Here is a 20,419-nt window from a genome sequence, read left to right as displayed (position 1 = left end):
CGCAAAAATTTAGATTGCATTGTCTTCGTCTTATAGTCCGTTTCGTAATATTCCAACTCTTCGCGTATAGATTGAAATTTACCTTCAAGTTGTTTCATCATCGTTTGCAACGAAGGAGGCGGTGTTTGCGGAAACGCAATCGCATTTTTTCCCGTATAGGCTGAACGACTATTTTCAAACCAATAATCATTTTTCGGTGAAAAGAATTCCGAAATGACCTGATGATAAATTTTATACAACGTGTTTTCAGCGGCATTTTTACGGAACGGGCTACTCTTTAGAAGAACACGGCATGCATCCAATCCCTCTTCGCAAAAGACAAGAAGACGACGATTTGCAGAAAGCAGTCCTTCATAATATACTTTGTCCCCATCACTCACTTCTTCAACAAGATCTGTGATTGTATGGTGATTAAGATAATCTGTTATGACGTTAACCGTTTCTTGCAAAAATGCTTCAACCTGCTTAGTTTGATTTTCCACAATGGAATTTGACATTCCGAATCCTCCCTATACCTCAAGTTTTTATACAAGAGATTGTTCTATTTCGCCTTCATCCCGCTGTTCAATTGTTCAAGCGCTATCTTCACTTGTTGCACATTTTCTTCATCAAAATAAGATGCTAATTCTTCTTTTGAATTTATATATACTCGCTTGCGCTCTGTTAAGCTTGGATCTTTAAGCAAACAAGCAAGTGCAACAATCTCCTTAAAGTTTACGTCATTATCACCTATTCTAAAGATAGGATCTCCTGTGAATGGAGTGAAGTCATTTAATTGTTCTTCAAAAAAACGTACGTACAATACATGTAATGTTTTTTCAATTCCATCGTATTCATACGTAACTTCAGAACGATTAAAAAAATCTTCTGACGTATTCGGCAATGCTTTTTCTAGTTCATATCCTTTTATCTCTTTCAGGATCATGCTTTCACCTCTATTCTATTTCATTACTTGTATCTTATCATAAAAAGTTTTTAATTTATGCAAATTTTTTCGAAATACACCGCATTCCATAAGGATTTTTACTTCTTTTGTAACTATTCTCGCTTCCTTATTCCTACATTATTACTATATTTACTAGCAAAGCTTCTTTTTATTTTCCTCTCGTTTTGTCATAATAAGAAGAGGCTTGAAGGAGGATTTGATTTATGAACACATTTTTAAATAAATTGCTTACAATTGCAAAAATAATTGTGCCAATTGTTATATTAATTCTTGTATTCTTTGAAGCCAGAAAAGAACTGGCCCATCTTTCTATACGCCATGCTGTTTTTGTAATTAGACAAATACCAAACGGAGGCTTTTTCCTAGCAGTTGCTACCGGACTTCTTGCCGTGTCAACCATGTTCTTTTACGATTTTTTCATGCTACGTTCCGTAAACGCTTCGGTTCCAATCAAGAAGGTCTTTCGCATCTCCTGGACTGCAAACTCTTTTAATGGAATTTTTGGATTTGGTGGTCTAATTGGTGCAGGTGTACGCAGTATGTTATATCGCCCATATATTCAAGAGCAAGGAAAACTGGTAAGAACGATTGCATGGATGACGACCGCCTTCATCATGGGTCTGTCCTTCCTTTCTATTTTTGGCTTGATAGGGATCTTGCATACTTCCTTTATTGCATTAGAGAAGCCTTGGATATGGCCAGCACTTATTGGATTTGCGGCAATTGCGCCCATCTATATCATTGTCTCCAAGCTAAATATTTGGAAAAATCCAAAGAAAACAATTGATAAAAATCCTACGTTCCTCTATTCGATTGTATCGCTTATAGAATGGACAGCAGCTGGCATTGTTATTTACGTTATTCTTCGACTTCTTGGCGTTGAACTTGACCTAAGTCAAGTATTGGGTATCTATGTTATTTCCGCTATTGCTGGTAGCTTGAGTCTTGTTCCAGGCGGACTCGGTTCCTTTGATCTACTCTTTCTTATGGGAATGAAAGAGTACGGGATTGCGGCAGAAACAACACTTTCTGCATTGCTCCTCTATCGACTCGTTTATTACATTATTCCTTTTGGGGTAGGCTTAGCATTTGCAGCGTTTGAAATGACTGAAGTAGCCAAAAAGCGGATTGTGAATCGTCCACTATTAACAAATGCCGTCGAAACGAGTAGCGTAATTGTCTCCTTACAGCGCCAATTATTTTCTAAAATGGAGGCTTGGGCACTTGCATCTCTTTCTGTTCTTACTGGGCTAGCTGTCATTTTGTTTGTATTGTTTCCTACTGCGATTGAAAGAGTGCACGTACTTCGTATTTATGTACCAAAGTACTTTATACAAATGTCATTTGATCTTTCCTTATGCGTAGGAGTGTTACTCATTTTACTTGCTAAACCAATTTATAAACGAACCAGACAAGCATACAGTATGACCATTATCGTTCTGATTACTGGAATTATTTTCAATACCCTTAAAGGAATAGACATCGAAGGATCCTTTTTACTACTCATCATCCTTGTGATTTTCTACTTGCTTCGCAAACAATTTGTACGTGAGAAAATTCCCTTTACGTATATCGAGGCTATCGAAATAGGATTTCTCTTATTTATCTTACTGTATACGTATCAATATTTTGGAGCATGGTTATGGGCGCATCAACAAGAGTTTCGTCCTCATTATGTAGTTCGATCCCATATACAAGTAACAAGAAGCATGCTTATCACTGCTGGTGTCGTCCCACTTTTTCTATATATTGCTGCATTCTTTCAAAATCGAAAGGGGAACAAAGTACCGGGACAACCTGCTTCCGCCCCTATTTTGGAGAAATTTCTTCAAAAATACGGTGGCAATGTGTTAAGCCATCTTGGTTTTTTAGGAGATAAACGGTTTTTCCTAAGTAGTGACGGGAAAGCACTTCTTCAATTTGCAGTAACCGGAAAACGTCTTGTCGTTCTCGGCGATCCGATTGGCGCTAGTTCATCCTATGCAGTCGTGTTAACAGAATTTTTAGATGAAGCCGCACAGTTTGGATACGTTTGTATTTTCTATCAAGTAGAAGCAAAATGGCTAGGAATGTATCATGACTTCGGCTATAATTTTTTAAAACTTGGTGAGGAAGCCGAAGTGGATGTAACAACTTTTTCTTTAGAAGGGAAAAAACGATCCAGCTTGCGTTCTGTCTTTCATAAATTTGAAAGAGAAGGATATGTGTTTTCTATAAATAAACCTCCCCATTCAGAACAACTATTATCGCAGCTCAAGCAAATATCAGATGACTGGTTACATGGAAAAAAAGAAAAAGGCTTTTCACTAGGCTATTTTGACGATGATTATTTAAACCGAAGTCCCATTGCAACCCTATCTAAAGCGGGAACAATGGTTGCTTTCACAAGCCTAGTACCAGACTATCAACCCAACAAAATTTCGATTGATTTAATGCGACATTCACAAAATGCCCCCTCATCAGTAATGGATGTTATATTTCTTCATTTGCTTTTGTGGGCAAAAACGAATGGCTATAAACAGTTAAATATGGGGATGGCTCCTCTTTCTAATGTTGGCGTTTCTCCTCATTCCTTCTTTACAGAACGAGTTGCAGCAACAATTTATAATAATGTAAGGTATATGTATAGCTTTAGCGGTTTGCGTCAGTTTAAAGAAAAGTATAAGCCAACTTGGAGTGGAAAATATTTAGCCTATCGTAAAACGCGATCTTTATTTGCCACGATGCTCGTTGTAACAAAGCTAATTGGAAAAGGGAAACGATAAAGCTATTCCTAGTAGTAGGCTGCTTACACTCTTGCGCATAGTAGTAGCCTACTCGCCCCTTATCCTTTTGCTACTTTCACTACATACGATTTCAAATACATGTTTCCATTTAAATAGAATGTCCCCATTAATTTATAATTCCCCTCTGCTGGAAAAGTGACATCAAAGGTGATTTCTCTTCCTGGCTTATTCGTTTGTGGTACTACCGAAATTAAATGTGTCAGCTTTTCATCTACAATTAATAGTCTGGATAGTTCACCATTTGGAGATATAATAGTGAGATCCTTTTCACTTTGAAACTGTATTGCAATTGACTCTTTGCGATTTGCTTTCAACATACTAAATTGCAGGGATGCAGGAAACGGACCAATTTTTGATGTTAATAATGCATCTGCCGTAAGCGGAACCTGCTTGTCAGTTGCCGTTTCAATAACAAGCTCCTTTTTAGCCAATTCTTGACGTGTTTCCTGATCTTTTATATATAAAAATAAGGTCGTCGTTTGTAAGAAAGAATGTTGAAACGTAAATGTACCGTTTCCAATATAGGTTGGTTTCACATCCTCGCATTGTTTAAGCGTGTTGTTCATAATACAAACAGCAAATTTATTTTGTTCATTTTCTCCAATAGTACGGAGAGGTTCACCCTTTTCGTTTTGCAATGTAAATGATACGTTTCCTCGTTCTCGATCTATCTGCCAAGAAACATTTGTTACCCCATCCTTTTGTCCTGAGCTAAACAGTGTACCGCTTTTACTTTGAACCACATACATGGTTACCAAGATTAGAAAAAAACAAACCAGACCAAATTTACTAATTCGCATATATCCTCCTTTCTTGAAAAAAATAACATATTTATATGTACATAGATATTCTCGCATAGAAAAAGGACTCCTGCTAAGAGTCCTTTTTCTATGCGATTTATTCGTGTTCAATTGCCTCATATGCAACAAGTGCAATTCGTTTTCCAAGTCTTCCTTCAAATTCATCTTCTATTTGCTTTAGCTGGTCATGTATCTCATCTGTTATATGAGCAATCGTGAATGGATTTTTCTTTTCCATTATTTTTCCCACCCCATTTCTTTCATATGTTAATCTTCACCAAAGATATCATTACCCATTAATTCATCAAATGTTAAAGCGCCTAATGCCCCTGCTGAAACTTCACCAATTACACTCATCGTACTAGTAGGGCTAATTATAATTCGAGAGTTGTTTGGATAAGATATCCTCTTTCCCCTTTGTTTTTTAACAGCAAATTCTTTATTTCTTTCGTAATTCATATGCAGTTCTTCATCTCCCTTTCTTTACCTATTAGTACGTAAACTAGGATTCCCACATCTTGTTCTCCTCATTCTAATTCTCCTGTACCGGATAAATATTTTACGGAAATGGAGCAAGTAGTATATAATGCAAGAAACAGAATCATAAAGGGAAACTTCTCAAAATAGTGGGATAAAAAAGGAGGAACACAATGAGTATACATATTGGAGCTAAAGAAGGAGAAATTGCTGAAGCAATTCTTCTTCCTGGTGATCCACTTCGTGCAAAGTATATTGCTGAAACCTTTTTAGATGAACCAACGTGTTACAACGAAGTTCGTGGCATGTATGGTTTTACGGGAACTTATAAGGGAAAACGAGTTTCCGTACAAGGAACCGGAATGGGTGTTCCTTCCATTTCCATTTATACGAATGAGCTCATTCAAAGTTATGGGGTGAAAACTTTAATCCGTGTAGGCACATGCGGCGGTGTGCAAAAGGATGTACACGTGCGCGATGTCATCTTAGCCATGACAGCATGCACAGATTCCAATATGAATCATCTTACTTTTCCTGGTTTTGACTATGCTCCTTGCGCAAGTTTTTCGCTATTAAAGGATGCATATGATGCTGCACGAAATAAAAATTTGAACGTTCGTGTTGGAAATGTATTAACTGCAGACGTTTTTTACCGTGAAAGCATGGATATGGTGAAAAAACTTGGTGAGTATGGAGTTCTAGCTGTTGAAATGGAAACGACAGCTCTATACACGATTGCTGCAAAGTACGGAGTCCAAGCTCTATCTGTATTAACAGTGAGTGATCATATTTTCACTGGCGAAGATACAACTGCGCAGGAAAGACAAACTACATTTAACGATATGATTACCATTGCGCTTGATGCTGCTATAATGGAACACTAGAACAGGAGTCGTTTTACTCCTGTTTTCTTACACATTCCTCGTCAAATTCCTTCTCAAAAGACATGTTTTCCACCGATGCAATACAAGTTTGGCATGCTTCTTTGTTATAATAGAAGAACCATTTATATACAATGGTTCCTAATCACAAGATTTCTGTATAGAGGTGCACTCGTGACACGAAAAAGTATTGTATTTAAATTATTTATTTTAACGTTTGGCTTTTTTACGCTAACATTTGTTTTATTCTTTGTTGGACAATCTCTTTTTTTAGAAAAATTTTATATAAACCAAAAAGTAAATGGGGTCCAAAAAGCGTTCGAGACGTTTGTGGATGATTATTCCAAAAGCGATCAAAGCTTTGATACTGTCAAAAAACTAAAACAACAGTTTTTTGATCAAACGAATGCTCAGCTCATTCTGCTTGATCAAAATGGCGTTATCCAGGATGAGCATAATTATTACATTGAGGTACACGATGAAAGTAATACGAATGAATATCATATTGCATTAAACAACATTATGACTGGACAAGAATACAGTAACTTTATGAAGCTTGCCATCCAAAACAATGAAAGCATTTCAGTGCAGGGTATTCGCAGAAAAGATACAATTATTCCTATTACAATCAAATCCACTCACGGCACATGGACAAATGGAAATATAATTGGTGATTTAAAAGCTTATGGTATTAGTTCAAGTGACGGGAAAGGAGATTCAGCCTCTAATAACATACTCATTCAAATTAAGGGACAAGTAACAAAAATGAATATGCCCTCAAAAGCTGACTTACAAATTGCCAACAATATTGATACTCTTGTTCAAGGGGTACAGCGTTGGGAAATATCAGCAATTTTAGGGGAAATTGATCGCAATACGCTAACAACTTATACTTTTAGCGATGAAAAAGGTAAAAATCAAATGTTCGTAAAGCCTATTCTCCAAAATAATACTATAACTGAATTTGCATTTGCTATGACTTCCTTCCAGCCTGTAAACGAGGCAATGATTGTGTTAAAGGATTACTATGTATATGCTATGATGATTGTGTTTCTTGTAATTATCTTACTATCCTTTTATTATTCGAAAATCATTGCAAAGCCACTTATTCGAGTAAATCGAGTCACAAAACGTATGGCAAATTTTGATTTTTCAGAAACCCTTCCCGTAACATCGAATGACGAAATTGGCAGCTTGTCACAAAGCATTAATACGATGTCTGTCACATTGAAGGACCGAATCGAACAGCTACATGTCGCTAATGAAAAGCTGCAAGAAGATGTGGAAATGGAAAGACAGCTAGAACGAACAAGAAAAGACTTTATTTCTGGTGTTTCCCACGAATTAAAAACACCATTAAGTGTAATCCGTAGCTTTGCAGAAGGAATTAAGGATGGGGTTAGCAACAATACAGATTACTATACAGATGTTATCTTAGAGGAAGTAGATAAAATGAATACGCTAATCGTTGAAATGCTAGAGCTAGCAAAACTTGAGTCAGGTACCTACAAGTTAGAGGTTCAATCATTTGCAATTGATACTCTCATTCATCAAGTCTACAACAAACTTCTTTTTAGCATTGAGGAAAAACAACTAGCCGTTACCATTAATGCCGAAACTGATTTAATAGTAGAGGCAAACCGTAATCGAATGGAGCAAGTCATTATCAATTTACTAAGCAATGCGATTCGGTATACTCCGAAAGGCAAAGCGATTATCATTTCGGCACTAAATCGAGAAGATCACGTGTATATTTCTATTAAAAATGATGGTTCACCCATTCCTGAAGAAAACTTGAATAAAATTTGGGAACGATTTTATCGTTTAGATACATCTCGGAGCCGCCACACAGGGGGTACAGGGCTTGGTTTATCCATTGTGAAAAATATTTTGGAGCTGCATCATGTACCGTATGGCGTACGCAATGAAAGTGATGGCGTATTGTTTTACTTTTCTTTGAAAAAAGGCAATAGGAATGAATAGTTTTCTCCATCTTCACGCAAAGTTCACATGAAGTACACACCACCTCGCTATATTGAAAGTGTAAATTCTTTCCTTATGGATGGAAATGGAGGAGAGTGTTTCTATGAAACAATTAGGACAACCTATTCAAAGTGAAAAACTATTGCAAGAAATGAAGCATATACTTCTTCAAACTTCTAAACGTGATGGGCTACTTTTTGCACTTTCAGTTAATTCTGGTTTAAAGGTCAGTGAAATTCTTCAATTAAAAATTGCTGATGTAATGGATGTAAACGGAAACGTTCGACACTCTATTCTATTTAATAATGATAAAACGAAAAAACAAAAGTGGTTCGCCGTTAATCATGAACTAGAAGAAGCGATTCAGGCGTATATGATTGAGCGAAAAGGAATTCGACGAAATGAGTATTTATTAAAATCACAAAAGGGAAATGGACCCATTACACGTCAGCATGCTTGGTTTATTTTGAACAAAGCGGCAAAAGAAGCTGGACTGGATGGAATCAGTTCTCATACACTTCGTAAAACATGGGGTTATTGTGCTTACAAATCGGGTGTGGACATCGCATTCTTGCAGCATTTCTTCGATCATAGCACCCCTTCCAAAACATTAAAGTACATCGGTATCGCTTAGTATGACATATTAGTGAAATATCCCCTATCATATTACTCCCTTAGGGAAATTATGATATGATACATAAGGGGGAATACACAATGAGTATATCAAAATTAACAATTGAGTTACCAGATGATAGTTTGGAAAAATTAATGCTATTGAAACAATGCTATAAAAAGAGAAATGGAAATACAATATCCGATACAACTCTCATACAATCACTTATAGTACGAGAGTTCATCCAAGAAATTTCACCGTTTGATTTACATTTCTATCTCGAAGAAAAGGAACAGCATTAATGCTGTTCCTTTTCTTTACGCAGTGGACAAACGAGAAATGCCCCTTTAACTCCATCAATTTCAATCGTTCGTACTAGATTAATAAGCCGTTTTCGATCATGTAAAGTATTTGTAAGGATGCCGCTTTTTATCAAGTCTTCATTCAGTTCAGTAAATGATACTCCTCTTTTTTCTGTCAACAATTCTCTAACAGCAGCATACAATTGATCTTCTTCCATTCCTACCCCCATTAAAATAATTTCATTTGCTCAACTGAATGTGTTTCATAGGATATACCAAGTAACCGCATAAGCTGTTTCGCATTGTCTGCAGCGTCTCCGCCAGAATTGTTATTAAATAAAACAACAATGTCCTTCGACTGTTTCTGCAAGTCATGAATACGTAAAACCCATTCCTGCAATTCCTCTTCACTGTACCGATATAAACAACGAACAGCCCGCCAGTTATGTTCTGATTTTCCGCGCAGCCAGCCATGAACATTCCTGCCATGCAAACGAATTAATGTTAATTCCGAATGAGTTGCCTGAGGAACAATCGGAACTGAGCCGGTACTTGTTTGCGGTTCATCACAAATGGTATGCATCCATTTCGATTGTATTAAAAAGGAAATGGTTCGTTCCCGATACGCCGTCATAAACCAAGTTTCATTTCGAAATTCGATTGCACACGGAATATCCCCCATCCTTTCTTTCGTATAGAGAAGCATATCAACATGCTTTGTTTGACAATCAAACCATGGTGGGTATTGAAATAACACCGTTTTCAGCTTTCCTGACTCTACAAGAGGGGCAATGGACTCTACAAAGACGTTAAACATTTCGTCTACATTTGCAAATGGAATCGTTCCTCTCATATGTCCCGTCATCCCCTGATAGGCTTTTACTACAAAAGAAAATGGTTCGGGCGTTTCTTCAATCCATTTCTTATAATTTCGTTCTGGTTGAATCGCATAAAATGAGCTATCAATTTCAACAATAGGAAAATGATCGCTATATGCTTGTAGCTTCCCCTTAGAAGAAGTTAAATCGCGATATAAGGAGTCATGATCGCCCCACCCTGTTAATCCTATTTCAATCATATAGAGACATTCCTTCACTTTTTTTCTATTATACTTTAGATTACTCTCATGCCTACATTGTAACAAAGCAAGGTTTGATTGTCGAAAGAAGACTGTGTTTACAAGTAAACTCCATTCAAAAAAAGAGTTTGATTAAATTTTCAAATATAGTGAAAACCCCCATATCCTGTCCTTTCGTTATGAATACCATGTAGTATTGCAAGCTTCTAACAAAAGGGAGGAATAATAATGTTTCAAAAGCAATCAGCTTATACTCAATATTCAGCCGTAAAAAGTTTAAAAGATTTACAAGGGCAACTTGTTCAATTAAATTTAGGTGGACCAGAATCAGGAAAAGGCAAGCTCGTAAAAATTGGTTTAGACTTCTGCGCTTTAGAGAGTGAAAATGAGATTCACTACTACCAACTCCATCACATAAAAAGTTTCACACTGCTACTAAGTAATGAAGAAGATGAGAATTCAGAAGAAAATAAACAAAGCAAATCTAATGATAAAGGTAGCGAGAATAAGAAAGAAAAAGAAAACAAGAAAGAGAAACAAAGCAAATCTAATGATAAAGGTAGCGGGAATAAGAAAGAAGAAGAAAACAAGAAAGAGAAACAAAGCAAATCTAATAATAAAGATAAAGACAGCAAGGAAAATAAAAAGGCACCTATACTCTACGGTAGAACCTTTACACAAATTATTGATTGCTTACGAGGAGAAGAAATTCAAATCAATCGCGGAGGTCCGCAAAAAGTCATCGGGGTATTAGAAGGACGAGATCAACAATACATGATTCTTACCGTCAACAAAGATATTGTACTCATTCCTATTTTCCACGTTCAAAATATTAGTTGGAAATTTTAAGGGAGAAATGAAGGACTATTCCTTATCGGAGATAGTCCTTCATTTTACAATAGATTTTTTATTGTAAATTATTCATTGTTTTGCTAATTTTTCTACATATATATTATTAAATTTTTGTTAATTTATTAATTTTTTTATCTTATGTGGCACATTTTTTGGTAGAATTGATAAGCCAATGCAATGAATCGACTAATTTTGGTGGAGGTTACCATATGAGTTTTCTTAATAGAAAAGATAAATGTTTTACACTACTTTCCAACATTTCAGAAAATGTAAAAGAAAGTGCACAATTTTTTATGGAATATAAATTAGATACTCCTAGTGAAGTAAGGAGAATTTCAAAACGAATGAAGGAATACGAAACAAAAGGTGATACATTTATCCATGAACTAATTATTGAACTAAATAAAGTATTTATAACTCCCATTGAGCGTGAAGACATACTACAATTGGCTATGAGCATGGATGATATACTTGACAACCTTGAATTATGCGCTGCCCAATTTGAAATATTTGAACTTACACGAACAAATCAGAATATGAATCGATTAAATTCTACAATTTATGCTTGTACTTGTGAAATGGATGCTGCACTCAAACGTATTCAGTCAATGAAGTTTCTTGAAATTCGAACCAACGCAATTAAAATGAAAGATTACGAATCAACATGTACAGATATTCTTCGCGAAGCATTACACAGCCTTTTTTTACACGAGAAAAATCCAATTACGTTAATGAAATATAAAGAAATATATGAGACATGGAATAAGCTAGCGAAATCCTGCCAACATGTGGCAAACGTACTTGAATTCATTGTAATGAAAAATGCATAGTAAGGAGTACATAATATACAATGAGCGCTCTGTTTGTGTTAACCATCTTTATTGTACTGGGAGCTATTTTATTTGATTTCATAAATGGCTTCCACGATACAGCTAATGCCGTTGCAACGGCCGTTTCAACGAAGGCTTTAACACCTCGTCAAGCTATTACACTTGCAGCATTTATGAACATCATTGGTGCAATGTCATTCACCGGAGTTGCAAAAACCATCTCAAGTGGTATTGTTGATCCATTTAAACTTCAAAATGGGTCTCTCGTTATTATCGCTGCACTGCTTGCAGCAATATGTTGGAACCTAATTACATGGTATTTCGGAATTCCAAGTAGCTCCTCTCACGCTATTATTGGTGCGATTGCTGGGTCGGCTATTGTCGCGTCTGGTGTGAATGCTGTAAATTTTAAAGGCTTTCTAAAAATCATTGAATCACTCATCATTTCACCTATTCTCGCTTATGCATTAGGATATATAGTTTTCCTGATTATCAAATTGATTTTTCGTAACTTGGACCTAATGAAAACAAATCGACGTTTCCGTTATGTTCAAATCGTAACAGCTGCTTTACAAGCATATACGCACGGAACAAACGATGCACAAAAATCAATGGGAATCATTACATTAGCACTTCTCACAGGTGGATATATTTCGACTGATAATATTCCCGTGTGGGTACAGTTATCTTGTGCACTTGCAATGGGCCTTGGGACATTTGTGGGTGGCTGGCGAATTATTAAAACAGTAGGTAGTAAATTAATGAAAATTCGTCCTGTTCACGGAGTAGCAGCAGATATAACAGGGGCTTCAATTATTTTCACTGCGACTATGATTCATTTGCCTGTTAGTACAACCCATGTCATCTCCTCTGCCGTTCTAGGAGTTGGCTCGTCGCAGCGAATGAAGGGTGTACAGTGGAAAACCGCACAACGTATTATAATTACTTGGTTTATTACACTTCCGTTATCTGCCTTCCTTGCCGCTGCACTTTATTACGTCTTACACATACTAATTTCGTAATAAAAAATTTAGAAATACAAATATATATCGCATTTATTTCTTTAATAAACAAAAACGAACGATACGATTATACAAATATAATCATATCGTTCGTTTTTTAATACAAACATTTATATAAAAACATTCCAAAAGGTATAAGAATGATTAAAAAGGCAAATAGTAAAAATAAGTTTGTAGCATACCATTTTTGTGCCATCATATTCCCCCATCTCTTCATTTCCTACATACATCATAAACGAAATAGAGAAGAAATAGGTTAAAAACAGATTACATACGTTTTACAATCAAAATACAGATATATTTCTATTATATCATTAATGTAGAAGCTTCCATCCTATTAAATCATCGTGTACTTGTCGTGCACGTTTATCATTACGATCATATAATACACCGTAACTTTCATCCACTTCATCATATGCCATTGTGAAAATGATTTGGCCTTCCATTTCAACGGATAAAACAATTCCGCCTTTCATTTCTTCCACACGAATCACAGCATTTTGCGGAAGCTTCGCATCAACCAACATTCTCTCGAACATACTAATCCCCCTAATACCTTGCAGATTTATACACTACACAGTATACTATCAAACAGTAGCCAAAAAAGAAAGTGAAACTTCCTTTCGGGGTATTAAAGTTGTACGGACACATGTCGATTAGAAAAATAAAGAGGTGTACATACGTTGATTCTACATAAAGGAGACATATTATTTCGACAAGGAGAAGAGGGACCTCTCTATCATATTACTAGTGGTCTACTGAAAGTAGTACGCCTGCAGGAAGATGGGACACCCTTTTTATTCAACATCATTGTTCCAGGGGAGATGATTCCGCACCATTCTTTACTTTCTCCTAAAGAGTATCACGGAACAGCCGTTGCCCTTGTGAAAACGGAAGCAGAACCGATTTCCCCCCAGCAATGGTATGAACAACTACAACAAGAACCTCTCGCATACGAAAATGTTGCTTTGCAGCTCCAATCAAAGCTTCGAATGATGCAAGAGCGGATCGACCAACTTACAACTGTTAGCTCAAAAGAACGCATCGAACGCCTACAACAGTGGTTTTCTACTTATTTAGGAAACATCCCTGTATATGATATTCTTACACAAACAGAAATTGCACAACTTGTTGGCCTAAGACGTGAGACAGTAAACCGATTACTTCGTGAACAAATGAAAACGAGCAGCCTTTAATCCCTGCTCGTTTTTACCTAGACATTCTTATTAAGTTTTACGATTTCATCTTCAACCACTTTAATATTTGCTCCATTTCCAAATTCGGTTACGCCCCAAATATTCTGTTCTTTTTGATAATTATTGATTATAATATCTAAATCATGATAAATACGGTGACCATATATAACATTCTGCATATTATTAGTTTCTATGCCGTTTTTTGTTAATTCGTAACTTCTTTTTATATCTCGCTTTAATTTTTCATTTTTCACTTGTTTATCAAATTCCCTTAACTCTGATTCGTGACTTTGAAACCATTGCTTGATATATTTCCAATCCCCTTCTGTATATCGATCGGATTTCCCATAGTTTAAAAAACCATTCAAACTTTCATGTGTTTTTGCAATAAAATGCTTTACTGACTCTTCTTCCTCTACTTTTACATGTACCGCAGCTGGATTAGCAATCGGCCGATTTGCTATGTACATAAATAAGTTAGTTAATAAAAGAAAGGTAACTGCCATCAGCATGATAACACCAATTATGCGTAAGGTTCTCTTCATTTGTTAAACTCCTTATCTAGCACTATAATTTCATATGCATATATTACCTTATATTGTCATATATGTGATATTCGTGAAGAATTATGTTTTCCCTTTCAAAAACTTTCTTTTATTTTCGACAATCCCCATCATTCAATATAAAACCCATACCATATATCATTTCACAATGTATTTTTTTATAAATTAACGTTTGATTTACCTTTTTTGACCCATACTATGGAAAAGGAGGTGATATGATGAAGCTTCAATTAATTGTTATGGGACTTCTTTCATTTCTTGCATCTGTATGTATTCTATATGCTGTTGGGAGCTTTTTGTCGATTGACTGGCTTCAATTCGATGATCAGCAACCCTTATTCTCACCAGGATTTTGGCTTCCCTTATCCATCGCATGTTTAATCGGTTATTTAATTGTACGAAAAACGAGACTCGGATAACATCGAGTCTCGTTTTTCATGGTTGTAGATCCATTTTGGCGCCGTATTGCTTTACAATTTGTATAATATTATGGAATATCCCTTTTGACTTATAATCCTTGTCCATCAAAACTAAATCATAGTTATCATAATACAAAGAAATTGCTTGCTTTTGTGATTGTGTAATCTGTTGTGCAGGTACATCAATCTGGACGTTATATTCTTTTTGACCTTTTTTTAGGATTTCTCCTGGAATTGCTCCACTCTCCTTCATACCAATAATATTTTGCACCTTTTGTGGAAAAATAAGCTGTATATAGTACGTTTGTTGCGCAGATAAATCATCGTATAATGCATCTGATATCCGATATGTGATCTTATAGGTAATTGATTGTGATTGTTGCAGTGCATGTATGATAAATCTTGTAATTTGAAAATCGTTCTTACCTATAGGAGGAGATTCTTGCCCTTCACTTCCCCCTGGAAGAGATAAATTGTATGTAAACAATTCTATCAGCTTTTCTGTTTCTTCATCATTTAATGAAATTAGTTTATTTTCTTCCCCTACCTTTTTGGCGTAACCGGTCTTTTCTTCCTTATTGAACCAAACATGGTATGTTTGTTCACCTGAAGAAGTATATACTTGTACAATATATGATGGTTGTTTTAACTCTATGTTTTCATTATGTATCTTTGCATATGTAAGGATTTGTATAATAACTTCCCTTTCTAACTCGTCTTTAATTGTCTTTACATCGTTTGTATTGCTTGATTTCGTAACAATAATCTGATTGGGTATATCGTTGTGTTTCGTAGCACTCATCGTCTTTTCTCCTATCGCAGCCGAACTACACGCTACTAGCAATATGACATATAGCAAACAAAGCACTCGCTTCATTCTCCACCATCCTAATTTTGTGCATACACTCTATTAATGCGGGATAAACAAACGAGAGCCCTAATAGTAGAGGGCTCTCCTAGTTTATAAACGGTTTCCACAGCATTCCTGGTATCCTCCATGTCTAGCATGAGCACGACCACACTTTGAACATACTAAGAAATGAGATTGTCTAGCTAGGTTTCCCTTCCCACTAAGCAATACACCCACTTGCTTCCATGACCGAAAATAAACATAATATACAAAGAATACGACCGTACTAGCAACAAGTAACAGACCGGCAATGAACACTGCCTTCACCTCTTTATATAATTTCATCCATAAAATGGATTGTATTACTATTTTCTAGAAAAAAGGGAAAATTCCTTCCTTCTTTTTAAAAAATTCTAATTTATCAAACTATATAATATTATTTTATGTATACTTTTTCCCGTAAAAAAATAGCCTCCTATCGGAAGCTATTACGTACATTGAAAATGTTCAATCATTCGCAAATCATAACCAGTATATATCCAACGATAGCGACTAGGACTCCAGCGGTATCCAGCAATGGAATCACGTCCTAAAAACACAGGATAAAACCAAAAATTTCGACCCGTGGTTAACCACACATATGTGTAACGATATAAGCAACGCCGAATGGCTCCTGGATCAACTGCATAAGTTGTTAGTTGTGGCTTAGGTGGAATTGTTGCTGGAGGAGGCGATTGCGGTGGACCCGCTTGCATCGAACCACTACCTGGTGGATACGAAGGGTATCCTCCTCCCTGACCTGGCGGGTACGGGGGAAATCCGCCGCCTTGACCTGGCGGATAAGGTGGATATCCGCCACCTTGACCGGGTAGATAGGGAGGGAAAGAACTTGGCTGAGATGGTTGTGGCCGGTTGTAATGCCAATTCGGATCATACATTTCCGTTCACTCCTTTTCATAACCATTGAGTTTAGTCACTCTAAATGTATGTCGGAGATACTTGGCCATATCCTCTATTTTCTAATTTTACAAAATTCGTGAGATAACTTTATATAGTGGTGATGAGGTCTACTTCGTTACTTGATGGCGAAATGCATAAATAACCGCCTGCGTTCGGTCACTTACGTTCAACTTATTTAATATATTACTCACATGTGTTTTTACGGTCTTTACCGTAATAAATAATTCGCTTGAAATGTCTTGATTCGACTTCCCTTCAGTCATTAGCAGTAATATTTCCAACTCACGCTCAGTTAAATCCTCATGAAGCTGATGGACATCCTTTTGTCTCATTTTTGACATCATTTTCCCCGTTACTTTCGGTTCAAGAATGGAGTTTCCGTTATACGTTGCACGAACCGCATTTGCAATATCGCTTGCACGTGATGTTTTTAATAAATAACTGATTGCTCCTGCCTCAATTACAGGATACAATTTCTCATCATCTAAAAAACTTGTTACGACGACGATTTTCGCTTCAGGCCATTGTTTTATAATTTCCCTTGTTGCTTCAATCCCATCCATTTTTTCCATTACTAAATCCATTAAAATAATATTAGGGCGCAGACGAAGCGCGAGTTCCACTCCTTTTTTCCCATCTTCTGCTTCTGCTACTACTTCAATATCCGGCTGAGTAGATAAATAACTACTTACTCCTAACCGAACCATTTCATGATCATCTACAAGCAACACGGTAATCATCTTGTCATCTCCTCACTTCTTATAATAGGAACCTTTACCTCTATTTGCGTCCCTTTGTTTGGCAAACTCATTATTTTTAGCAAGCCACCAATTTCTTGTACACGTTCTTGGATAGAAGAAAGACCGTAGGACCCCGCTTTACGAACATTTACATCGAACCCCACTCCATCGTCAAACAATTTTAATAGCGCATACCCCTCTATTCTTCGCAGGCGAAGCTCCATATGCTTTGCTTTAGAATGGCGCAATGTGTTTGATATCACCTCTTGGATAATGCGAAACAGATGATCTTCGACTCCTTTTTCTAGTGCAATGGATTCCACATGCCAATCAATTTTCATCTGTTGCTTTGCAGATAACTCAGTTAACAGTTCATGAATCCCTTCTTCAAGATTTTTCCCTTCAAGCTGTACAGGGCGCAAATGAAGGAGTAAGGCCCGCATTTCAGATTGTGCATTCACAATCATCGTTTCTACTAACGATAGCTGCCCTCGCGTTTCATCAGAAAATGTGTTTTGTTGTTCATTAATCGCAGACATCATCATTGACATAGCAAAAAGCTGTTGACTCACCGAATCATGTAATTCCCTTGCTAATCGTTGTCGTTCCTGTGAAATAGCCTCTTGCTTCATTTCCTCGCTCCACGATGCTCGTTCGTTCGTTAGTTTTTGAAACAAACGCGCCTGCTCCTCAAATCGTTTCCCAAGTTCTGTGATACGATTTATAATTTCACCAAACTCATCATGTTCAGAAAAAACGGTTTCTGCGCGGTAATTTCCCCTTTCCAATGCCAATAAGGAAACGGAAAGTTCATGAACACGTCGTTTCATCAATTGGCTAATAGCATAGCCAATTGCGATTCCAAACAAGCAGCTGCTTCCTACTACAAATAATACAACTGGAATTGTTGCGACCTTTTGTTCAAAGAGAAAATGATACATGGTTTGGCCACTTTGCCATGTATATACAACCGTTGCAAGCAAAGAAACAATAAAGCTGAGCATTAACGAGTAGTTAAAATATATAGAGGAAATGCTATGCTGCTTATGCATATCTCACCTCTGTATCCCCTACAATAAGCGAAGAAATAATTTTAATTTTTCTCGATGCATACACATATCCTTCTGTCCTAAGAATCAAACTTTGATTAAATCCCTTTTCCTCTTCTCCCAGTATGAACATGTTTCCAACCACTACTGAATGGTGCACTGAAAGCTCTAAATCATAGGGGACATATAGACTTATATTACCAACAAGACCATGTATGATAATTACGGTTTCTCCCTCGGGAATCATTGCAGTAGTAAGATCAATCACAATGTCCCCGAGCCCGTAGCGAATATTAATGTCATGTAGCTCGAAGGTATGATTCATCATTCGATAATTTCCAATTAACATACTTTTTAGAAATGGCTCATGCCGTATGATTCGTTCACTTTGAATATCATCTTTCAACTCTACTTGAATTGATGACGGATGTTGTCTACTTGTATACAGGTGATAGCCTACGAAAACTAACAAACCAACAAACAGCATTTGAAACGCCGTAGAAGAGAAAATAGTACTTATCAAAGAAAACGCACCAAGAACAAGCAATACATTCCCACGAATACGATGGCCTTTTTTTCGGAAATGTCGACCGAGGATGAGGAGAACAATTGAAATAATAAGGCCTGCTGGCTGAAAACGATGAAATATAATGTCTATTAACATACCTATTGCAAAAATAATCGTAAAAATTCCGATTATTTGCGTTTTTGAATGTGGTTTTTTCATGCTCCTCCTCCTCTTTTACATAGTGAAGAAAAGGTATGGACTCCCAATACCTTTTCCTTTTTACTATATCATATGACGCATATTCCATATACCCTATTTCCCTAGTGATGCGCTTCTCTCTTTCTCTAGCTTTGCAATCTTTGCATCAAACGTATCTCGCTTGTAATCTTCATTTATCCGCTGTTCTAGATTTGAAATGTATTGTTCAATTTCTTCAAACCGTAAAAATGGACTGTTGTCCGAAATTTTCGTAAGTGTATCATTCATACGACGATTTGCGTGTGCGACATTCTCACGCGCCATTAGTTCCATTCGCTTCGTATGCATTTCCTTTAACTTATTCTTCATTTCTTGTAAACGTTGTTGCAAGGAATCAATTTGTTCGATAGATGTATCGTACAAAGTCGCTAATCGGTCAGCTTGCTGTTTATAGTATCCCGCTTCCTTAAGAGCTCGATCCTCCAATTCCTTTTCTCCTGCATCTCCTGCAATGACAGCTTGATGACTACGTTTTTTCTCCATATACCGTGCATCTTCTAGCTCTTTAAAGAAGTTAGTTTTTAAGACCTGTTGACGTTCGATTAATTTCTCGATTTTTCGAACCTCTCCTTCTCCATCTCGGACATATTGATTTAAAAGAGCAATCGGATTTTTCTTTTCTTGCTCATCTAGTAACTGGTGTACATCCGCTAACACAACATCTCTTACCCTTGAAAAGACAGAACGTTTCATAATAATCTTCCTCTCCACAATTTATTTTTTTGCCATGATCTTGTCCCATTCTTCATCAAAATGATGGTACGAATGATACTCTTTATCCTGCTTTTTATTCGTTTTCCACTTACGATACAACAGAAACAACAGTAGCACAGCGCCAATTCCTACTAGTCCTGGTACATTACCGAGTATCAACATAAACGAAACAACTCCAAGTAAGCTCCATCCAATCTTGCTTAGTACAGAGTCTGCTTTTAAAAATGAACGAAAGCTCCAATATAACAGAGCAATTCCTAAACCAAGAAAATCAATATGTCCAACACTTCCTAAAGCTACCAACGTTAATAAGCCAGCTCCTATAAAGAATAGAATATTTTTCACTACACTCAGCCTCCCTTCGTTTTGATATCTTTATCTTACCGAGAATGAAGCCTCACCATAACTGGCGGAAGGATGGTTTTTGTATCAGACCTTAGACCGAGGAGTGCTAGGACTATAACACAAAAAAGCCTCACGCTGTTGTGCGTGAGGCCTCTTGTTATCTATTTATTAAGATGCATGCTTGATTTCTTCTAAATACTTCGTTGCCACTTTGTCATCATACTGTTTTTCCCACTTGGACATAATA

At 36.6% G+C, this 20,419-nt stretch carries 27 protein-coding genes; 10 read left to right on the top strand and 17 right to left on the bottom strand.

The window, feature by feature from the left end:
* Together AC11ZT_RS10685 and AC11ZT_RS10680 are read right to left on the bottom strand one after the other, a co-directional pair.
* A partial coding sequence (locus AC11ZT_RS10685) for a YpuI family protein (RefSeq protein WP_484059575.1) occupies window positions 1-497 on the bottom strand: 497 nt, incomplete at its 3' end.
* 44 nt (window positions 498-541) lie between these two features.
* Window positions 542-925, bottom strand: a complete 384-nt coding sequence (locus AC11ZT_RS10680) for a hypothetical protein (RefSeq protein WP_484059574.1) — start codon at window positions 923-925, stop codon at window positions 542-544.
* Window positions 926-1,149: 224 nt separating this feature from the next.
* Between AC11ZT_RS10680 and mprF the strand changes: the two genes are divergently transcribed.
* Complete coding sequence (gene mprF / locus AC11ZT_RS10675) at window positions 1,150-3,711, top strand: bifunctional lysylphosphatidylglycerol flippase/synthetase MprF (RefSeq protein ID WP_484059573.1); 2,562 nt, start codon at window positions 1,150-1,152, stop codon at window positions 3,709-3,711.
* Window positions 3,712-3,770: 59 nt separating this feature from the next.
* On the opposite strand, the gene AC11ZT_RS10670 is transcribed toward mprF, so the two are convergent.
* The 3 genes from AC11ZT_RS10670 to AC11ZT_RS10660 form a co-directional block, all read right to left on the bottom strand.
* Complete coding sequence (locus AC11ZT_RS10670; protein WP_484059572.1) at window positions 3,771-4,532, bottom strand: hypothetical protein; 762 nt, start codon at window positions 4,530-4,532, stop codon at window positions 3,771-3,773.
* 97 nt (window positions 4,533-4,629) lie between these two features.
* A complete protein-coding gene (locus AC11ZT_RS10665; protein ID WP_484059571.1) occupies window positions 4,630-4,770 on the bottom strand; it encodes a hypothetical protein in 141 nt (46 codons plus the stop codon).
* A 29-nt stretch (window positions 4,771-4,799) separates the two neighbouring features.
* The gene (locus AC11ZT_RS10660; protein WP_484059570.1) at window positions 4,800-4,991 is read right to left on the bottom strand and encodes a hypothetical protein; all 192 of its coding nucleotides are present in this window, start codon (window positions 4,989-4,991) and stop codon (window positions 4,800-4,802) included.
* A 191-nt stretch (window positions 4,992-5,182) separates the two neighbouring features.
* Here AC11ZT_RS10660 and deoD point away from each other — a divergent pair, with 191 nt between their 5' ends.
* The 4 genes from deoD to AC11ZT_RS10640 all read left to right on the top strand — a co-directional run bounded on the left by deoD (window position 5,183) and on the right by AC11ZT_RS10640 (window position 8,788).
* On the top strand, window positions 5,183-5,893 hold the full coding sequence (gene deoD / locus AC11ZT_RS10655) for a purine-nucleoside phosphorylase (protein ID WP_484059569.1): 711 nt from the start codon (window positions 5,183-5,185) through the stop codon (window positions 5,891-5,893).
* 171 nt (window positions 5,894-6,064) lie between these two features.
* The gene (locus AC11ZT_RS10650) at window positions 6,065-7,873 is read left to right on the top strand and encodes a sensor histidine kinase (RefSeq protein WP_484059568.1); all 1,809 of its coding nucleotides are present in this window, start codon (window positions 6,065-6,067) and stop codon (window positions 7,871-7,873) included.
* Between the two features lie 103 nt (window positions 7,874-7,976).
* On the top strand, window positions 7,977-8,507 hold the full coding sequence (locus AC11ZT_RS10645; RefSeq protein ID WP_484059567.1) for a tyrosine-type recombinase/integrase: 531 nt from the start codon (window positions 7,977-7,979) through the stop codon (window positions 8,505-8,507).
* Between the two features lie 86 nt (window positions 8,508-8,593).
* Window positions 8,594-8,788 carry a DUF3924 family protein gene (locus tag AC11ZT_RS10640; protein ID WP_484059576.1) on the top strand — a complete coding sequence of 65 codons (195 nt, stop codon included), beginning with the start codon at window positions 8,594-8,596 and terminating at the stop codon, window positions 8,786-8,788.
* Here AC11ZT_RS10640 and AC11ZT_RS10635 read toward each other — a convergent pair.
* Both AC11ZT_RS10635 and AC11ZT_RS10630 read right to left on the bottom strand, forming a co-directional pair.
* Window positions 8,785-9,006, bottom strand: a complete 222-nt coding sequence (locus AC11ZT_RS10635) for a hypothetical protein (protein WP_484059566.1) — start codon at window positions 9,004-9,006, stop codon at window positions 8,785-8,787. The two genes, AC11ZT_RS10640 and AC11ZT_RS10635, sit on opposite strands and share 4 nt — an antisense overlap.
* 11 nt (window positions 9,007-9,017) lie before the next feature.
* Window positions 9,018-9,866, bottom strand: coding sequence for a DUF72 domain-containing protein (locus tag AC11ZT_RS10630; RefSeq protein WP_484059565.1), 849 nt, complete (start codon window positions 9,864-9,866; stop codon window positions 9,018-9,020).
* Window positions 9,867-10,094: 228 nt separating this feature from the next.
* On the opposite strand from AC11ZT_RS10630, the gene AC11ZT_RS10625 reads away from it, so the two are divergent.
* From AC11ZT_RS10625 to AC11ZT_RS10615, 3 genes are all read left to right on the top strand, one after another.
* Window positions 10,095-10,715 (top strand): hypothetical protein, encoded by a 621-nt coding sequence (locus tag AC11ZT_RS10625; protein ID WP_484059564.1) that lies wholly within the window; start codon window positions 10,095-10,097, stop codon window positions 10,713-10,715.
* Window positions 10,716-10,927: 212 nt separating this feature from the next.
* Window positions 10,928-11,548, top strand: coding sequence for a DUF47 domain-containing protein (locus tag AC11ZT_RS10620; protein WP_484059563.1), 621 nt, complete (start codon window positions 10,928-10,930; stop codon window positions 11,546-11,548).
* Between the two features lie 20 nt (window positions 11,549-11,568).
* On the top strand, window positions 11,569-12,570 hold the full coding sequence (locus AC11ZT_RS10615) for an anion permease (protein ID WP_484059562.1): 1,002 nt from the start codon (window positions 11,569-11,571) through the stop codon (window positions 12,568-12,570).
* Window positions 12,571-12,884: 314 nt separating this feature from the next.
* Here AC11ZT_RS10615 and AC11ZT_RS10610 read toward each other — a convergent pair whose 3' ends face one another.
* On the bottom strand, window positions 12,885-13,109 hold the full coding sequence (locus AC11ZT_RS10610) for a hypothetical protein (RefSeq protein WP_484059561.1): 225 nt from the start codon (window positions 13,107-13,109) through the stop codon (window positions 12,885-12,887).
* Between the two features lie 144 nt (window positions 13,110-13,253).
* Here AC11ZT_RS10610 and AC11ZT_RS10605 point away from each other — a divergent pair, with 144 nt between their 5' ends.
* Complete coding sequence (locus AC11ZT_RS10605) at window positions 13,254-13,766, top strand: Crp/Fnr family transcriptional regulator (RefSeq protein ID WP_484059560.1); 513 nt, start codon at window positions 13,254-13,256, stop codon at window positions 13,764-13,766.
* Window positions 13,767-13,783: 17 nt separating this feature from the next.
* Here AC11ZT_RS10605 and AC11ZT_RS10600 read toward each other — a convergent pair whose 3' ends face one another.
* Window positions 13,784-14,311 carry a hypothetical protein gene (locus AC11ZT_RS10600; RefSeq protein ID WP_484059559.1) on the bottom strand — a complete coding sequence of 176 codons (528 nt, stop codon included), beginning with the start codon at window positions 14,309-14,311 and terminating at the stop codon, window positions 13,784-13,786.
* Between the two features lie 233 nt (window positions 14,312-14,544).
* Between AC11ZT_RS10600 and AC11ZT_RS10595 the strand changes: the two genes are divergently transcribed.
* Window positions 14,545-14,748, top strand: a complete 204-nt coding sequence (locus tag AC11ZT_RS10595; protein ID WP_484059558.1) for a hypothetical protein — start codon at window positions 14,545-14,547, stop codon at window positions 14,746-14,748.
* A 16-nt stretch (window positions 14,749-14,764) separates the two neighbouring features.
* Here AC11ZT_RS10595 and AC11ZT_RS10590 read toward each other — a convergent pair whose 3' ends face one another.
* The 8 genes from AC11ZT_RS10590 to AC11ZT_RS10555 all read right to left on the bottom strand — a co-directional run bounded on the left by AC11ZT_RS10590 (window position 14,765) and on the right by AC11ZT_RS10555 (window position 20,172).
* Window positions 14,765-15,625: a YhfM domain-containing protein gene (locus tag AC11ZT_RS10590; RefSeq protein ID WP_484059557.1), complete on the bottom strand. Its 861-nt coding sequence runs from the start codon at window positions 15,623-15,625 to the stop codon at window positions 14,765-14,767.
* A gap of 84 nt (window positions 15,626-15,709) precedes the next feature.
* Window positions 15,710-15,916, bottom strand: a complete 207-nt coding sequence (locus AC11ZT_RS10585; RefSeq protein WP_379968638.1) for a hypothetical protein — start codon at window positions 15,914-15,916, stop codon at window positions 15,710-15,712.
* A gap of 170 nt (window positions 15,917-16,086) precedes the next feature.
* Window positions 16,087-16,536, bottom strand: coding sequence for a transporter (locus AC11ZT_RS10580; protein ID WP_484059556.1), 450 nt, complete (start codon window positions 16,534-16,536; stop codon window positions 16,087-16,089).
* 129 nt (window positions 16,537-16,665) lie between these two features.
* On the bottom strand, window positions 16,666-17,298 hold the full coding sequence (locus AC11ZT_RS10575) for a response regulator transcription factor (RefSeq protein WP_484059555.1): 633 nt from the start codon (window positions 17,296-17,298) through the stop codon (window positions 16,666-16,668).
* Window positions 17,295-18,350: a sensor histidine kinase gene (locus AC11ZT_RS10570; RefSeq protein ID WP_484059554.1), complete on the bottom strand. Its 1,056-nt coding sequence runs from the start codon at window positions 18,348-18,350 to the stop codon at window positions 17,295-17,297. The genes AC11ZT_RS10575 and AC11ZT_RS10570 overlap by 4 nt, the downstream gene beginning before the upstream one ends.
* A complete protein-coding gene (gene liaF / locus AC11ZT_RS10565) occupies window positions 18,343-19,074 on the bottom strand; it encodes a cell wall-active antibiotics response protein LiaF (RefSeq protein WP_484059553.1) in 732 nt (243 codons plus the stop codon). Before liaF ends, AC11ZT_RS10570 begins: the two co-directional genes overlap by 8 nt.
* A 93-nt stretch (window positions 19,075-19,167) precedes the next feature.
* The gene (locus AC11ZT_RS10560) at window positions 19,168-19,806 is read right to left on the bottom strand and encodes a PspA/IM30 family protein (RefSeq protein ID WP_484059552.1); all 639 of its coding nucleotides are present in this window, start codon (window positions 19,804-19,806) and stop codon (window positions 19,168-19,170) included.
* A gap of 21 nt (window positions 19,807-19,827) precedes the next feature.
* Window positions 19,828-20,172, bottom strand: coding sequence for a lmo0954 family membrane protein (locus AC11ZT_RS10555; protein WP_484059551.1), 345 nt, complete (start codon window positions 20,170-20,172; stop codon window positions 19,828-19,830).
* Window positions 20,173-20,419 lie beyond the last annotated feature (247 nt).

The sequence above is a fragment of the Ectobacillus sp. genome (genome assembly GCF_056992975.1).
Note: the sequence above shows the minus strand (reverse complement) of the source record. Positions and strands in the feature narration are given on the sequence as shown.

Excerpts from the sequence above, each read along its gene's own strand:
- AC11ZT_RS10680 (WP_484059574.1), bottom strand. The coding sequence starts at position 925 with ATGATCCTGAAAGAGATAAAAGGATATGAACTAGAAAAAGCATTGCCG.
- mprF (WP_484059573.1), top strand. The coding sequence starts at position 1,150 with ATGAACACATTTTTAAATAAATTGCTTACAATTGCAAAAATAATTGTG.
- AC11ZT_RS10670 (WP_484059572.1), bottom strand. The coding sequence starts at position 4,532 with ATGCGAATTAGTAAATTTGGTCTGGTTTGTTTTTTTCTAATCTTGGTA.
- AC11ZT_RS10665 (WP_484059571.1), bottom strand. The coding sequence starts at position 4,770 with ATGGAAAAGAAAAATCCATTCACGATTGCTCATATAACAGATGAGATA.
- AC11ZT_RS10660 (WP_484059570.1), bottom strand. The coding sequence starts at position 4,991 with ATGAATTACGAAAGAAATAAAGAATTTGCTGTTAAAAAACAAAGGGGA.
- deoD (WP_484059569.1), top strand. The coding sequence starts at position 5,183 with ATGAGTATACATATTGGAGCTAAAGAAGGAGAAATTGCTGAAGCAATT.
- AC11ZT_RS10645 (WP_484059567.1), top strand. The coding sequence starts at position 7,977 with ATGAAACAATTAGGACAACCTATTCAAAGTGAAAAACTATTGCAAGAA.
- AC11ZT_RS10635 (WP_484059566.1), bottom strand. The coding sequence starts at position 9,006 with ATGGAAGAAGATCAATTGTATGCTGCTGTTAGAGAATTGTTGACAGAA.
- AC11ZT_RS10630 (WP_484059565.1), bottom strand. The coding sequence starts at position 9,866 with ATGATTGAAATAGGATTAACAGGGTGGGGCGATCATGACTCCTTATAT.
- AC11ZT_RS10625 (WP_484059564.1), top strand. The coding sequence starts at position 10,095 with ATGTTTCAAAAGCAATCAGCTTATACTCAATATTCAGCCGTAAAAAGT.
- AC11ZT_RS10620 (WP_484059563.1), top strand. The coding sequence starts at position 10,928 with ATGAGTTTTCTTAATAGAAAAGATAAATGTTTTACACTACTTTCCAAC.
- AC11ZT_RS10615 (WP_484059562.1), top strand. The coding sequence starts at position 11,569 with ATGAGCGCTCTGTTTGTGTTAACCATCTTTATTGTACTGGGAGCTATT.
- AC11ZT_RS10610 (WP_484059561.1), bottom strand. The coding sequence starts at position 13,109 with ATGTTCGAGAGAATGTTGGTTGATGCGAAGCTTCCGCAAAATGCTGTG.
- AC11ZT_RS10600 (WP_484059559.1), bottom strand. The coding sequence starts at position 14,311 with ATGAAGAGAACCTTACGCATAATTGGTGTTATCATGCTGATGGCAGTT.
- AC11ZT_RS10595 (WP_484059558.1), top strand. The coding sequence starts at position 14,545 with ATGATGAAGCTTCAATTAATTGTTATGGGACTTCTTTCATTTCTTGCA.
- AC11ZT_RS10590 (WP_484059557.1), bottom strand. The coding sequence starts at position 15,625 with ATGAAGCGAGTGCTTTGTTTGCTATATGTCATATTGCTAGTAGCGTGT.
- AC11ZT_RS10580 (WP_484059556.1), bottom strand. The coding sequence starts at position 16,536 with ATGTATGATCCGAATTGGCATTACAACCGGCCACAACCATCTCAGCCA.
- AC11ZT_RS10575 (WP_484059555.1), bottom strand. The coding sequence starts at position 17,298 with ATGATTACCGTGTTGCTTGTAGATGATCATGAAATGGTTCGGTTAGGA.
- AC11ZT_RS10570 (WP_484059554.1), bottom strand. The coding sequence starts at position 18,350 with ATGCATAAGCAGCATAGCATTTCCTCTATATATTTTAACTACTCGTTA.
- liaF (WP_484059553.1), bottom strand. The coding sequence starts at position 19,074 with ATGAAAAAACCACATTCAAAAACGCAAATAATCGGAATTTTTACGATT.
- AC11ZT_RS10560 (WP_484059552.1), bottom strand. The coding sequence starts at position 19,806 with ATGAAACGTTCTGTCTTTTCAAGGGTAAGAGATGTTGTGTTAGCGGAT.